Annotated in this window: 12 protein-coding genes; 5 read left to right on the top strand and 7 right to left on the bottom strand. The window is 63.7% G+C overall.

Annotation, left to right across the window (positions count from 1 at the left end; genetic code table 11):
• Positions 1 to 35 precede the first annotated feature (35 nt).
• On the bottom strand, positions 36 to 1,250 hold the full coding sequence (locus tag P0D68_RS10320) for a class I SAM-dependent methyltransferase (protein ID WP_091799516.1): 1,215 nt from the start codon (positions 1,248 to 1,250) through the stop codon (positions 36 to 38).
• A gap of 142 nt (positions 1,251 to 1,392) precedes the next feature.
• Complete coding sequence (gene pdxH, locus P0D68_RS10315) at positions 1,393 to 2,034, bottom strand: pyridoxamine 5'-phosphate oxidase (RefSeq protein ID WP_091799519.1); 642 nt, start codon at positions 2,032 to 2,034, stop codon at positions 1,393 to 1,395.
• A gap of 227 nt (positions 2,035 to 2,261) precedes the next feature.
• Between pdxH and tcdA the strand changes: the two genes are divergently transcribed.
• The gene (tcdA, locus tag P0D68_RS10310; protein WP_091799522.1) at positions 2,262 to 3,119 is read left to right on the top strand and encodes a tRNA cyclic N6-threonylcarbamoyladenosine(37) synthase TcdA; all 858 of its coding nucleotides are present in this window, start codon (positions 2,262 to 2,264) and stop codon (positions 3,117 to 3,119) included.
• Between the two features lie 102 nt (positions 3,120 to 3,221).
• Here the strand turns inward: tcdA and trxA are convergent, their stop codons facing one another.
• Together trxA and P0D68_RS10300 are read right to left on the bottom strand one after the other, a co-directional pair.
• Entirely contained in the window at positions 3,222 to 4,070 is an 849-nt protein-coding gene (gene trxA / locus P0D68_RS10305; protein ID WP_408186038.1) for a thioredoxin, read from the bottom strand.
• Positions 4,071 to 4,191: 121 nt separating this feature from the next.
• Positions 4,192 to 5,067 (bottom strand): pirin family protein, encoded by an 876-nt coding sequence (locus P0D68_RS10300; protein ID WP_408296050.1) that lies wholly within the window; start codon positions 5,065 to 5,067, stop codon positions 4,192 to 4,194.
• 180 nt (positions 5,068 to 5,247) lie between these two features.
• Between P0D68_RS10300 and P0D68_RS10295 the strand changes: the two genes are divergently transcribed.
• Complete coding sequence (locus P0D68_RS10295) at positions 5,248 to 6,150, top strand: EamA family transporter (protein WP_408296053.1); 903 nt, start codon at positions 5,248 to 5,250, stop codon at positions 6,148 to 6,150.
• A gap of 150 nt (positions 6,151 to 6,300) precedes the next feature.
• Here P0D68_RS10295 and P0D68_RS10290 read toward each other — a convergent pair whose 3' ends face one another.
• Together P0D68_RS10290 and tsaE are read right to left on the bottom strand one after the other, a co-directional pair.
• Positions 6,301 to 7,872 (bottom strand): N-acetylmuramoyl-L-alanine amidase, encoded by a 1,572-nt coding sequence (locus P0D68_RS10290; protein WP_408296056.1) that lies wholly within the window; start codon positions 7,870 to 7,872, stop codon positions 6,301 to 6,303.
• Entirely contained in the window at positions 7,854 to 8,432 is a 579-nt protein-coding gene (gene tsaE, locus P0D68_RS10285; RefSeq protein WP_091799537.1) for a tRNA (adenosine(37)-N6)-threonylcarbamoyltransferase complex ATPase subunit type 1 TsaE, read from the bottom strand. Before tsaE ends, P0D68_RS10290 begins: the two co-directional genes overlap by 19 nt.
• Before the next feature lie 17 nt (positions 8,433 to 8,449).
• Here tsaE and queG point away from each other — a divergent pair, with 17 nt between their 5' ends.
• From queG to xerD, 3 genes are all read left to right on the top strand, one after another.
• Positions 8,450 to 9,697 (top strand): tRNA epoxyqueuosine(34) reductase QueG, encoded by a 1,248-nt coding sequence (gene queG / locus P0D68_RS10280; protein WP_408296059.1) that lies wholly within the window; start codon positions 8,450 to 8,452, stop codon positions 9,695 to 9,697.
• A 104-nt stretch (positions 9,698 to 9,801) separates the two neighbouring features.
• Positions 9,802 to 10,272 (top strand): methylated-DNA--[protein]-cysteine S-methyltransferase, encoded by a 471-nt coding sequence (locus P0D68_RS10275; protein WP_408296062.1) that lies wholly within the window; start codon positions 9,802 to 9,804, stop codon positions 10,270 to 10,272.
• Positions 10,269 to 11,204, top strand: coding sequence for a site-specific tyrosine recombinase XerD (gene xerD, locus P0D68_RS10270; RefSeq protein ID WP_408296065.1), 936 nt, complete (start codon positions 10,269 to 10,271; stop codon positions 11,202 to 11,204). Before P0D68_RS10275 ends, xerD begins: the two co-directional genes overlap by 4 nt.
• A 28-nt stretch (positions 11,205 to 11,232) precedes the next feature.
• On the opposite strand, the gene P0D68_RS10265 is transcribed toward xerD, so the two are convergent.
• The gene (locus P0D68_RS10265) at positions 11,233 to 12,795 is read right to left on the bottom strand and encodes a class I adenylate-forming enzyme family protein (protein WP_408296068.1); all 1,563 of its coding nucleotides are present in this window, start codon (positions 12,793 to 12,795) and stop codon (positions 11,233 to 11,235) included.
• Positions 12,796 to 12,881: the final 86 nt, after the last annotated feature.

Below are 12,881 nucleotides of genomic sequence, written 5' to 3'. Positions count from 1 at the left end.
CGCCCGCTCATGCACGGCGCCGCGGCGCAACCGGATTACAGCGGTTTGTCGTACATATAGCGGCGCGACCACGGCAGGGTTTTCGCGCTGCGGCCGGCTTTGCGGCACACCACCTGGTAGATCGAGACGTCGTCGTTTTCGAACGCGTAGGCGCAACCCGCCAGATACACGCGCCAGATACGGAATTTCTCGTCGTCGACCAGCTTGCGGGCTTCTTCCGCATGCGTTTCGAAATTTTCCGCCCAGATGTTCAGCGTGTGCGCATAGTGACGGCGCAGGCTTTCGACGTCAACCGCTTCGAGCCCGCCGCGCTGCATCGCTTCGAGTGCGAGGCTGATATGCGGCAGCTCGCCGTCGGGGAACACATAGCGGTCGATAAATTCGCCGCCGCCGAGCGCGGTCTCGCCGCTGTCCGAATCGCTCGAGGTAATGCCGTGATTCATGGCGACGCCGTCGTCGACCAGCAGATCGCGGATTTTCTCGAAGTAGCCCGGCAGATTCTTGCGGCCCACGTGCTCGAACATGCCGACGCTCGTAATGCGATCGAACTGCCCCTGCACGTCGCGGTAATCCTGCAGACGAATCTCGATCTGGCTTTCCAGGCCCGCGGCTTTCACGCGGGCGGTGGCAAGGTCGAACTGGTTCTGCGAGAGCGTCACGCCCACACACTTCGCGCCGAACTTCTGCGCCGCGCGCAAAACGAGCGCGCCCCAGCCGCAGCCGATATCGAGCAGGCGCTGCCCCGGTTGCAACTGGATCTTGGTGAGGATGTGGTCGATCTTCTTGATCTGCGCGGTGGCGAGATCTTCGTCGCCGTTCTCGAAGTACGCGCACGAGTACACCATGTTCTCGTCGAGCCAGAGTCTGTAGAACTCGTTCGAGACGTCGTAGTGATACTCGATCGCCTTCTTGTCCGACGCCTTCGAATGATTGAAGTAGCGCCGCACGCGCGCCAGCTTGCCCGCGGTCGTGACGGTATTGCGCGCCAATTCGTAGCTGACATTGATGATGTCCGACAGCTTGCCCTCGATGTCGATCTTGCCTTTCACGTACGCCTCGCCGAGATTGTCGAGGCTCGGTTCGAGCAGATAGGGCAGCGCCGTGGCGCTTTTGACATGTAGCGTGACCTGAGGCGCGGCGAACTGCCCGAAGTCGTGTTGCTGACCGTCCCAGAGCACGAGGCGCGCCGGAACGTTAGCTTTGGTTTTTACATCTTCCACCCACTGCGCCAGCTTCTTCTCCCAGAACATGTGATCTCTCCGTGTCCGTTGAATTAAAGCAAAGCTTGTGTGGATTGCAGCTCGATGCGGCGCAGCTCCCATGCCGCGAGATGCCATCCGGCCGGCGCGCGCTGCTGCGTTGGCAGCGCACTTGCCGGCGTTGTATTCCGATTCAGGGCGACAGGCGGGAGATTTGCCAGTCGCTATGTTCGTTCGAACGAGTGTAGAGCAAACGGTCGTGAAGACGTGACGGCCGGCCCTGCCAGAACTCGATTGCTTCGGGCACCAAACGATAGCCGCCCCAATGTGGCGGACGCGGCGGTTGGTCGCCGTATTGCAGGCTGAATTCGCGTTCGCGCGTTTCGAGCTGCGAACGGCTTTCAATTGGCTGACTTTGATTCGATGCCCACGCGCCGATACGCGAACCGAGCGGACGCGACGCGAAATACCCGTCGCTTTCTTCCGCGCTGGTTTTGACGATGCGCCCCTCAACGCGTACCTGACGCTCCAGTTCGATCCAGTAGAACAGCAGGCTTGCGTAAGGATTGGCCGCCAGTTCGCGGCCTTTACGGCTTTCGTAATTGGTGAAGAACACAAAGCCACGCTCGTCGACGCCTTTGATCAACACGATGCGCGCCGAGGGCCGGCCGCGCGAGTCGACCGTGGCCACCGTCATGGTGTTCGGTTCGGGCAGTTGAGCGTCCACGGCCTGTTTAAACCACGTATCGAATTGACGAAACGGGTTGCGGTCGACATCGCCGACGTCCAGAGAACCCAGCGAATAGTTTTTTCGAAGTTCGGCGAGTGAGGTCATGTTCTTATGCGAACGCTACAGTTTAACCAGTATAGCCAAGGCGCTAATTTTTTGCGCGCAGCCAAGTCAAGGTCTAGCGTGGTGAGCGGAGCATGCCGACGCGCCGCGAGCCTTTGAGTTGTTCTCTACCCGGCGATGCAACTTGGTGCGTTCAGGCAAAATACGGGGCTGCGTATGCATTCGCGTCGCCACCTTGTATTTTTGCCTGACCAACGAGCCCTGCCATCATGTCCAGCACCACCGCGCCATCCGATCTTACTACCAGCCTCGACGGGAGTGAAACCGCCGACCGCGCGCGGCGCTTCGGCGGCATTGCCCGCCTGTACGGCGCACCGGCGCTCGCCGCCTTCGAAGGAGCGCACGTGGCGGTGATCGGCATTGGCGGCGTGGGGTCGTGGGTGGCCGAGGCGCTCGCGCGCAGTGCGGTCGGCACGCTGACACTGATCGACCTCGACAACGTCGCCGAGAGCAACACTAACCGGCAGATCCACGCGCTCGACGGCAACTACGGGAAACCGAAGGTCGAAGCGATGGCGGAACGCATCGCGGCGATCAATCCGTTTTGCGATGTGCGCCTGATCGAAGACTTCGTCGAGCCGGACAATTTCGACGCCACCCTCGGCGGCGGCTTCGACTACGTGATCGATGCGATCGACAGCGTGCGCACCAAGACCGCGTTGATCGCATGGTGCGTGGAGAGGAAACAGCCGTTGATCACGATTGGCGGCGCGGGCGGTCAACTCGATCCGACGCGCATTCGCATCGACGATCTCGCGCTGACGATCCAGGACCCGTTGCTGTCGAAAGTGCGCGGACAGTTGCGCAAGCAGCACGGTTTTCCGCGCGGGCCGAAGGCCAGGTTCAAGGTGAGCGCGGTGTATTCCGACGAACCGTTGATCTATCCGGAAGCCGCCGTCTGCGATATCGACACGGAAGCCGAGCACGTGAGCACGTCGCCGGGACACACGGGACCGGTCGGTTTGAACTGCGCGGGATTTGGTTCGAGCGTGTGTGTGACGGCGAGCTTCGGTTTTGCCGCGGCCGCGCATGTGCTGCGGGCGTTGGCGAAGCAGGCGACGGCTTGAGGTGATTCACGTCGCGGCAAATGCCGCGGCGTCTTCGGGAATTGAGACCTGTGGGCATTCAGGCGCGGCACAGCGGCCACGCCCGAACACTGATCAGGCGGATCAGTACAGCGCGGCGCTCAGCTTGCGCCGCCATTGCGCCACCAGCTCCGGCTGATGCGCGGCCAGATCGAACACCGACAGCATCGTCTTACGGCCGATATCGTCACGGAACGTGCGGTCGCGTTGCACGATCGCCAGCAGTTGTTCGAGCGCTTCCGCGTATTTGAGGCGGGCGATAAACGCGCTGGCCAGATCGAAGCGCGCTTCGAGATCGGTTGGGTCGGCGGCGACCTTGGCTTCCAGCGCATCGGTCGGCGGCAAGTCCGCGGCGGCGTCCACGGCGTCGAGGCGCGTCTTGATCGCGTTGAAACGCGCGTCGATACCTTGCGTGGTTTTCGGCGATAGCAGATCGATTTCGTTGCGGACCTCGTCGATACGGTTGTCTTCGAGCAGCATTTCAATGCGGTCCATGCGTGCTTCGTCGAAACCCGGGTCGTAGGCGAGGGCGGCTTGCAGCGCGTCGTAGGCATCGTCGCGGCGGCCTTCGGCCAGTGCGGTTTGCGCCTCGAGGCGCGCGGCGTCAGCGCCTTGCGGCACGAGCCGCTCGATAAACTCGCGCAACTGGCCTTCAGGCAGCACACCGACAAACTGATCGACCGGCTGTCCGTCAGCAAAGGCCATGACGTGCGGAATGCTGCGCACCTGGAAGTGCGCGGCCAGTTCCTGGTTTTCGTCTACGTTGACTTTCACCAGCTTCCATTTGCCGGCGGCTTCGGCTTCGAGCTTTTCGAGCATCGGGCCGAGGGTCTTGCACGGGCCGCACCAGGGCGCCCAGAAATCGACCAGCACGGGGGCCAGTGTCGACGCCGTGATGACGTCCTGTTCGAAGGTGGCCAGAGTGGTGTCCATTGCGTCCTCGTCGATAAAACGGTCTATTGATTATTTGGGGCCGAACGCCGCGGATTCAATGCGGGCCGAGCGCGCTTGCGCCGATTCTCGCTCAGTTGCGCTTACTTGCGCGCCTTGGCGATCATTTACGCTGGGGCAGCGGAATCCATTCGGTTTCGCCCGGCACCTTGCCCATTTCCTGATTGGTCCATGCGAGCTTCGCGGCTTCGATTTTCTCGCGCGAACTGGCGACGAAATTCCACTCGATAAAGCGCTCGCCCTCCAGCTTCTCGCCGCCGAGCAGCATGACGCGCGCGCCGTGGGTGCTCGCCAGCGTGACCGTTTCGTCGAGCGCGAGCAAGGCCATCTGGCCGACTTCGAGCGGCGTGCCGTCGATTTCCAGATCGCCGTCCACGAGATAGACGCCGCGTTCCTCGTGCTCCGGTTCGAGCGCGAAGGCGCCGCCCGGCGCGAATTCGCCGGCGACATACAGCGTGCCCGAAAACGTCGCGACCGGCGAGGTCGCGCCGAACGCCGTGCCCGCGATCACCCGCAGCGTCACGCCGTTGCGCTCGACCACCGGCAGCGTGTCCGCCGCGTGATGGGCGAACGATGGCTCGATCTCTTCGTCTTCGAGCGGCAGCGCGACCCACGTCTGAATGCCGTGCATGGTCAGGCCGCTCGCGCGGTCCTCTTCCGGCGTGCGCTCGGAGTGGACGATGCCGCGCCCAGCCGTCATCCAGTTGACGTCGCCGGGGACGATCTTCTGCGCCGAGCCGAGGCTGTCGCGATGCATGATCGCGCCTTCGAACAGATAGGTCACCGTGGCGAGGCCGATATGCGGATGCGGGCGCACGTCGAGGCCGACACCGGGTTCGAGGGTGGCCGGGCCCATATGGTCGAAGAAGATGAACGGACCGATCAGACGCGCCGCCATGGCCGGCAGCACGCGCCGCACGGTCAGACTGCCGACGTCGCGCAGGTGCGGCTTGAGGACTGCTTTGATCGAGGAAGACATGGGCAGACTCGGCTGGGAAGGTGGGAGGAAATTTTTGCTGAATGGACGATTCTACTGCGGAGGACGCAATGATGAGGGCTGAGCGCCATGTCGACGCTCCGGGAATCCGTAGCGCGGCCCGTCGCTTGCCGTTGCCGGCTCCGCTAAACTGCCGGATCGAACAATCAATTGGAGACCGGGATGTCGCCCAAGGATTTGCTGCTCGCGCTGGTTGTCGTCGTGGCGTGGGGCGTCAACTTCGTCGTGATCAAGGTCGGCCTGCATGGCGTGCCGCCCATGCTGCTCGGCGCGCTGCGCTTCACGCTCGCCGCGGTGCCGGCGGTGTTTTTCATCAAACGGCCCAACCTGCCGTGGCGCTGGCTGCTCGCGTACGGCGCGACGATTTCATTCGGGCAGTTCGCTTTTCTGTTCTCGGCCATGTATGTCGGCATGCCGGCCGGACTCGCTTCGCTGGTGTTGCAGGCGCAGGCGTTTTTTACGCTGATATTCGCGGCTACCTTCCTGCATGAGCGGTTCCGCTTGCCGAATGTCGTGGGTTTGGTGATCGCGGCGGGCGGGCTTGCCGTGATCGGCCTGCAAGGCGGCCATGCCATGACGCTGGCCGGATTTGTCCTCACCTTGTGCGCCGCGTGCTCGTGGGCGCTCGGCAACATCGTCACGAAGAAGGTCGGCAAGGTCGATCTCGTCGGACTCGTGGTGTGGGGCAGCCTGATTCCGCCGCTGCCGTTTTTCGCGCTGTCGTATGCGTTCGAGGGGCCGCAGCGGATCGTCGCGGCGCTTTCAGGCATCAGCGCGATGTCGATCTTCGCCATCGTGTATCTCGCGTTCATCGCCACGCTGATCGGCTACGGATTGTGGAGCCGCCTGCTGTCGCGCTATCCGGCAAGCCAGGTCGCGCCGTTTTCGCTGCTGGTGCCGATTGTCGGGCTCGCGTCGGCGTCGCTGTTTCTCGACGAGCAACTGTCCGCGGCGCAAATCGCCGGCGCTTTGCTGGTGATGGCAGGGTTGGCCGTGAACGTGTTCGGCGGCTGGGTCGTGCAGCGGTTTTCACCGGCGCGCCGGGCAACCGGCGCGTCCGATTGAGGACGAAAAAGCGGACAAAAAAGCGCGGACGACAAAACGGGAACCAGAGCGCAAACCAGAGCACGGCACAGCACCGACAACCACTACCGCCAACGAAACTACGGCCGCATCGAGCGGCCGTATTTCATTGCATCGTTGCAAGCGAAAGCATCACGTCATGCGGTTCTTCGCGAGCGGCGGATTCGCCGCGAAATAGCGCTTGATGCCGGTCATGATCGCATCGGCCATCTTGTCGCGATACGCGTCGTCGTTCAGGCGGCGCTCTTCGTCCGGGTTACTGATGAAGGCGGTTTCCACGAGGATCGACGGAATGTCCGGCGCCTTCAGCACCGCGAACCCCGCCTGTTCGACCGAGCCCTTGTGCAGCTTGTTGATGCCGCCGATTTCCTTCAGCACGAAGTTGCCGTAGCGCATCGAGTCGCGAATCTGCGCGGTAGTGGACATATCGAACAGCGCGCGGTTGACGGTGGCGTCGGCGGACTTGATGTTGATTCCGCCGATCTCATCCGACGAGTTTTCCTTGTTCGCCATCCAGCGCGCCGCGGCGCTCGACGCGCCATGCTCGGACAGCGCGAACACCGATGAGCCCTTGGCGTCGGGCGTGGTGAACGCGTCGGCGTGGATCGATACGAACAGGTCCGCGCCGACGCGGCGCGCTTTCTGCACACGTACGTTCAGCGGCACGAAGAAGTCGGCGTCGCGCGTCATCATGGAGCGCATGTTCGGTTGCGCGTCGATCTTCGCGCGCAGCTTCTTGGCGATGTCGAGCGCGACGTGTTTCTCGTAGGTGCCCGAGCCGCCGATCGCGCCCGGGTCTTCGCCGCCGTGACCCGGGTCGATCGCGACAGTCAGCAAACGCACCGTGTTGCTCTTGCCGGATTTTGGCGTGGTGAACGCGTAGGTATCGTCGCTGCCGGCGTCGTCCGCGCCCAGCGTGCTAGCGCTATTGCCTTTATTGCGCGCGATGGCCGTGGACGGTGCCGCCGGCGTGGCGGGCTTGCCGACGATCGGCGGAGCGGGCGTTGGCGTGACATGCACCGGCGGACGCGGCACGCTCGGCGTGGACCCGCTGCCGCCGTTCTGCGCGTAACGCTCGAAGAATGCCTCGCTGTTGTCGGCGGCGGGCGGCGTGGTGCCCGGGCCACTCAAGGTGGCGGGCGGTGGCGCGGCGTTCTGGTCGTTCAACGTCTGCTGCTTGCGTTCTGTCTGCGCGAGCAGATCCATCAACGGATCGGGCGCGACCGCGGGATACAGGTCGAACACGAGCCGGTATTTGTATGCGCCGACCGGTGGCAGCGTGAACACCTGCGGCTTCACCGAGCCCTTCAGGTCGAACACCATGCGCACCACATGCGGCTGATATTGCCCCACACGCACCGATTGAATTTGCGGATCGTTCGGCGTGATCTTCGACACGAGGTCCTTGAGCGCCTGATCCAGATCGAGGCCGCTCAGATCGACCACCAGCCGGTCTGGTCCCTGCAGCAACTGCTGGGCGTTCTGCAAAGGTTGATCGGATTCGATCGTGACGCGCGTGTAGTCGCGCGCGGGCCAGACCCGCACGCCGAGCACCGAGCTGGCCCACGCGAGACGCGGCGCGACGAGGCCGAGCACGAGCGTGGACGCACCCGCGCGCAGAATCTGCCGGCGCCGCCAGTTATGCGTTGCGGTAGCCGCCGATTCGATCGAGCGGAACGGTTTGATCAACATCTTTCGAGACATGCCTTTCCTGGTTCGCTGTATGCCCGTGCGACGAGTACACGGCCGTCGCCTTGGTTCTCATTGTCGAGGTCGAGCGAGAAGACGAGATCCGGCACGCCTAAGAGACGCCCCGCGCGTTGCGGCCATTCGACGAGGCAGACGGCGCCGCTGTCGAAGTACTCGCGAAAGCCCGCGTCGGCCCATTCGGCCGGATCGGTGAATCTGTACAGATCGAAGTGATAGAGCGCGAGTTCCCCGCTGGGGCGTTCGAGCACGTAGGGTTCGACGAGTGTGTAGGTGGGACTGCGCACGCGGCCGGTGTGGCCGAGGCCGCGCAAGGTGGCGCGCACGAGGGTGGTTTTGCCGGCGCCAAGATCGCCGACGAGTTGCACTTGCAGCCCGTGGAATGCCGTGTTGTCTTGAACGCCCGGCGCGTGTTGCGACGCTTCACGCACGCTTTCGATCGCCTTCGCGAAGCGCTCGCCGAACGCGAGTGTGGCGGCTTCGTCCGCGAGCGCGAAGGTGCGTTCGAGCAGGACATTGGCGGGCGGTTGGATCGCGAGATCGGGATTGTCAGGCATTCTCGTAAAATGGCGTGATGAACCGAAGTCCGGAGTCCCCTGTTTCCTGCCCGCCTGCGTCTGACGACGATGCGCGTGCCGAGCGTCATTTCGATGAAACGGCGCTGAATGCGCTCGCGCTGAACATCAAAACGTGGGGCCGTGAACTGGGTTTCGGAGCAATCGGCATTAGCGACACCGATCTCTCCGCGGCCGAAGCGCCGCTTGCAGCCTGGCTGGAAGCGGGGTGCCACGGCGAGATGGATTATATGGCGAAACACGGCATGAAACGCGCGCGGCCCTTCGAGCTTGTGGCCGGCACGCGACGTGTGATTACCGCGCGCATCGCTTATTTGCCCGCTCAGACACTGAGCGGAAAGGCGCCCGAAAGCGCTTTGCATGACGGCCCGCTGATGCAGGACAGCCGGGACTGGCGCGCAGCCGAGCATGCGCGGCTCGCGGACCCGTCGGCGGCGGTGGTGTCGATCTATGCGCGCGGCCGCGACTATCACAAGGTCATGCGTAACCGTCTGCAACATCTCGCCGAAAAAATCGAGGCGGAGATCGGCGCATTTGGCTACCGCGTATTTACCGATTCGGCGCCGGTGCTGGAGGTAGAACTTGCCCAGAAGGCCGGCATCGGCTGGCGCGGCAAGCACACGCTGCTGTTGCAGCGCGACGCCGGGTCGCTGTTTTTTCTCGGCGAAATCTATGTCGATGTGCCGTTGCCGACGGATGCCGAAACCTCGCCCGAGGTCGCGCCCGAAACGCCGGGCTCGCACTGCGGCAGTTGCACACGTTGCCTCGGCGCCTGTCCGACCGGCGCGATCGTCGCGCCTTACAAGGTCGATGCGCGTTTGTGCATCTCCTATCTGACGATCGAATTGAAGGGCAGCATTCCGCTGGAAATGCGGCCGCTGATCGGCAATCGCGTGTACGGTTGCGACGATTGTCAGCTCGTGTGCCCATGGAACAAGTTCGCACAGGCCGCGCCGGTCGCCGATTTCGACGTGCGGCATGGACTAGATCGCGCGTCGCTTGTCGAGCTTTTCTCGTGGAGCGCGGACGAGTTCGATACGCGCATGCAGGGCAGTGCGATTCGCCGGATCGGCTATGAGAGCTGGCTGCGCAATCTCGCGGTGGGCATGGGCAACGCGCTGCGTGCGTCGCGCGATACTTTGAGCGAGCCGGCGCGCGAGGCGATCGTGCAGGCGCTGAAATCGCGGGCCGGCGACGCTTCGGCCGTTGTGCGCGAGCATGTGGAATGGGCGTTGGAAGCGGCGTAAAGTAGCGGCACACTATTGGGTTCGGCGTGTGCAGCGTGACGCACGACATGCAAGTGCGCCAACCTTGCAAATCGGAGCGCCGCGCCAGCAAGGAGCAGGCAATCATGTTCAACGCAGTGATCGATGCGCCGTTCGGCAAGGTCGGCATCCGTCTCGAAGGCGAGGCCGTGCGCGAGATCGTCTATCTGCCGGATTCCATGCAAAGCGTCGCGCCCGACACGCCGTTGGCGCGGCTGGCGGCCGAACAGATCGAACGGTATTTCGAACGTGCTTCGGCGAAATTCGAGTTGCCGCTTGCCCCGGTCGGCACCGCATTTCAGAAGCGCGTCTGGCAGGCCATCAGCGACATTGCGCCGGGCGTCGTGCTGACCTATGGGCAATTGGCGAGGCAACTCGGCAGCGCGCCGCGCGCGGTCGGTCAGGCGTGCGGCGCGAATTACTTTCCGATCGTGATTCCCTGCCATCGGGTGGTAAGTTCGAGCGGCATCGGCGGTTTTGCGAATCACGCCGAAGATGGTTTCTTCCGCAACGTCAAGCGCTGGCTGCTGGCGCATGAAGGCATTCCCTACGCATGAGCGATACCTTGATCGACGACGCGCCCGCCGCGTCCCCTCTCTTTGTCGCAAGCTCGGCATCGATCGATGCGTTCTGCGACGCACTGTGGCTCGAACATGGCCTGTCGCGCAACACGCTCGACGCATACCGCCGCGATCTGCGTCTCTTTTGCGAATGGCTCGCGCAGAGCCGCGACGCTTCACTCGACACCGCGAGCGAAGCCGATCTGAACGCGTATAGCGCTGCACGCCAGAAGGACAAATCGACTTCGGCGAACCGGCGGCTTTCGGTGTTTCGCCGCTACTACGGTTGGGCCGTGCGCGAGCATCGCACGAAGGTCGACCCGACGGTGCGCATCCGCTCGGCGAAACAGCCGCCGCGTTTTCCGTCGACGCTCACCGAAGCGCAAGTCGAAGCACTGCTCGGCGCGCCCGACGTCGATACGCCTTTGGGCCTGCGTGATCGCACGATGCTTGAACTGATGTATGCGAGCGGTTTGCGCGTGACCGAACTGGTCACGCTGAAAACCGTGGAAGTGGGACTGAACGAGGGCGTGGTGCGTGTGATGGGCAAGGGCTCGAAGGAGCGCCTGATTCCGTTCGGCGAAGAGGCGCACGGCTGGATCGAACGCTATCTGCGCGAGGCGCGGCCCGTGTTGCTCGGCGCACGCGCAACGGATGCACTGTTCGTGACGAACCGCGCGGAGGGCATGACGCGCCAGCAGTTCTGGAACATCATCAAACGCCATGCGTTGGCGGCCGGTGTGAATGCACCTTTGTCGCCGCATACGTTGCGGCACGCGTTCGCCACGCATCTGCTCAATCACGGCGCCGATTTGCGTGTCGTGCAACTGCTGCTCGGCCACACGGATATTTCGACCACGCAGATCTACACGCACGTGGCCCGCGAACGGTTGAAGTCACTGCATGCGCAGCATCATCCGCGAGGGTGATTTGCGTTTCTTCTGGCTTGGCTCTCGTTCAGAGAAACTCGCGCAGCCGATGCTTCAGAATCTTGCCGGTCGATGCAGCCGGCAACGCGGCGAGTACCTTGACTTCGGCTGGCCGCTTGTACGGCGCGAGACGCTCGCCGCACCAGTCGATCAATTCGGCGGGCGTGACGTCCGCGCCGGCCATCAACTCGACGAACGCCACCACTTCCTCGTTGCCTTCCACCGCGCGCCCGACCACCGCCGACTGCACGACCTGCGGATGCGCGTTCAACACATGCTCGACCTCGGCCGGATACACATTGAACCCCGAGCGGATGATCAACTCCTTGCTGCGCCCGACGATATGCAAGGCGCCGTCCGCGTCCTGGCGCGCGAGATCGCCGGTTTTGAGCCAGCCGTCTTCGGTCACGACCGCACGCGTCTGCTCGGGGCTGCGGTAGTAGCCGAGCATCACGTTCGGACCGCGCACCCATAGCTCGCCGATCTCGCCTTTCGCGGCATCGACACCGTCGAGTCCCACGAAACGCACCTCGACGCCCGGAATGACCTCGCCGACCGAGCAGTCGCTGCGCGGCGCGTCGAGCATGGTGTGCGACACGGTCGGGCTGCTCTCGGTCATGCCGTAGCCGTTGTGCAGTGGCAGACCGTAGACGCTTTCCACCTGCGCTTTCAGTGCGGCGTCGAGCGGCGAGCCGCCGGAATACGCGAAGCGCAATCGCGGCGCGGACCACGTGTGGCCGTGCGTGTGCAGATGCTCGAGCAATTTGGCGTGCATGGCCGGCACACCCTGGAAGATCGATACGCGTTCTTCGGCGAGGGCGCGGCGCACGGCATCCGGCGCGAAGCGCGGCACGAGCCGCAAAGTCGCGCCTGCGTGCAGGCTGCCCAGGCACACCGACGCGAAGCCATAGACATGCGAAATCGGCAGCACGGCATAAACGACATCGTCCGGGCCGACTTTGCGCAGGCGGCTCGAGATTGCGGCAATGAAGAGCAGATTGCGATGCGAGAGCATCACGCCCTTCGGTGCGCCGGTCGTGCCGGTGGTGTAAATCAGCGCGGCGCATTGGCGGTGGTTTTCAGCTTCGACCGGTTCGGCTATCGCCGCGTTGTCCACGCTGTATGACCACGCGCCGATGTCCGGCGTGATAGCCGGCGCCGCGTTGGCTTGATGCCGCTGCGCGTGCTGCTGGGCATCGGTCGAGCTTTCGGTGGCGTAGGCGACCACGCGAGGCTGCGCATGAGCGCGGATCGAATCGAGTTCGCCCGCCGACAGGCGCGCGTTCGACACCAGCGCCCACGCGTCGAGCCTCGCGGCTGCGAACAGCAGGACGATCTGCGCGATGCTGTTCTCCGCGACGATCATCACGCGATCGCCGCCACGCAAGCCCCATTCGCGAAGGAGCGCGGTAGCGGCGTCGACGGCTTGCAGCAGTTGCGCGCTGCTCAAACGGCGCGCATCCTCGATCAAGGCGATATGCTGCGGATCGCGCGCGGCGGCGAGCGCCGGAATGTCGGCGATACGCGCGGGCAGGGCGGCCAGCAGCGCGGGAATGTCGATCGTGGAACGGGTGGACGAATCTGGGTTCAACGCTGTCTCCTTGGAACGGCTCGTTGCCCGGCGTGCGGTGCGCCGGAATATTTTCGAACGATCGTGCCATAATCGCCGGTCCCGCA

The sequence above is a fragment of the Paraburkholderia sp. RL17-380-BIE-A genome (genome assembly GCF_046028085.1).
GTDB lineage: Bacteria > Pseudomonadota > Gammaproteobacteria > Burkholderiales > Burkholderiaceae > Paraburkholderia.
Note: the sequence above shows the minus strand (reverse complement) of the source record. Positions and strands in the feature narration are given on the sequence as shown.

Excerpts from the sequence above, each read along its gene's own strand:
- P0D68_RS10320 (WP_091799516.1), bottom strand. The coding sequence starts at position 1,250 with ATGTTCTGGGAGAAGAAGCTGGCGCAGTGGGTGGAAGATGTAAAAACC.
- pdxH (WP_091799519.1), bottom strand. The coding sequence starts at position 2,034 with ATGACCTCACTCGCCGAACTTCGAAAAAACTATTCGCTGGGTTCTCTG.
- tcdA (WP_091799522.1), top strand. The coding sequence starts at position 2,262 with ATGTCCAGCACCACCGCGCCATCCGATCTTACTACCAGCCTCGACGGG.
- trxA (WP_408186038.1), bottom strand. The coding sequence starts at position 4,070 with ATGGACACCACTCTGGCCACCTTCGAACAGGACGTCATCACGGCGTCG.
- P0D68_RS10300 (WP_408296050.1), bottom strand. The coding sequence starts at position 5,067 with ATGTCTTCCTCGATCAAAGCAGTCCTCAAGCCGCACCTGCGCGACGTC.
- P0D68_RS10295 (WP_408296053.1), top strand. The coding sequence starts at position 5,248 with ATGTCGCCCAAGGATTTGCTGCTCGCGCTGGTTGTCGTCGTGGCGTGG.
- P0D68_RS10290 (WP_408296056.1), bottom strand. The coding sequence starts at position 7,872 with ATGTCTCGAAAGATGTTGATCAAACCGTTCCGCTCGATCGAATCGGCG.
- tsaE (WP_091799537.1), bottom strand. The coding sequence starts at position 8,432 with ATGCCTGACAATCCCGATCTCGCGATCCAACCGCCCGCCAATGTCCTG.
- queG (WP_408296059.1), top strand. The coding sequence starts at position 8,450 with ATGAACCGAAGTCCGGAGTCCCCTGTTTCCTGCCCGCCTGCGTCTGAC.
- P0D68_RS10275 (WP_408296062.1), top strand. The coding sequence starts at position 9,802 with ATGTTCAACGCAGTGATCGATGCGCCGTTCGGCAAGGTCGGCATCCGT.
- xerD (WP_408296065.1), top strand. The coding sequence starts at position 10,269 with ATGAGCGATACCTTGATCGACGACGCGCCCGCCGCGTCCCCTCTCTTT.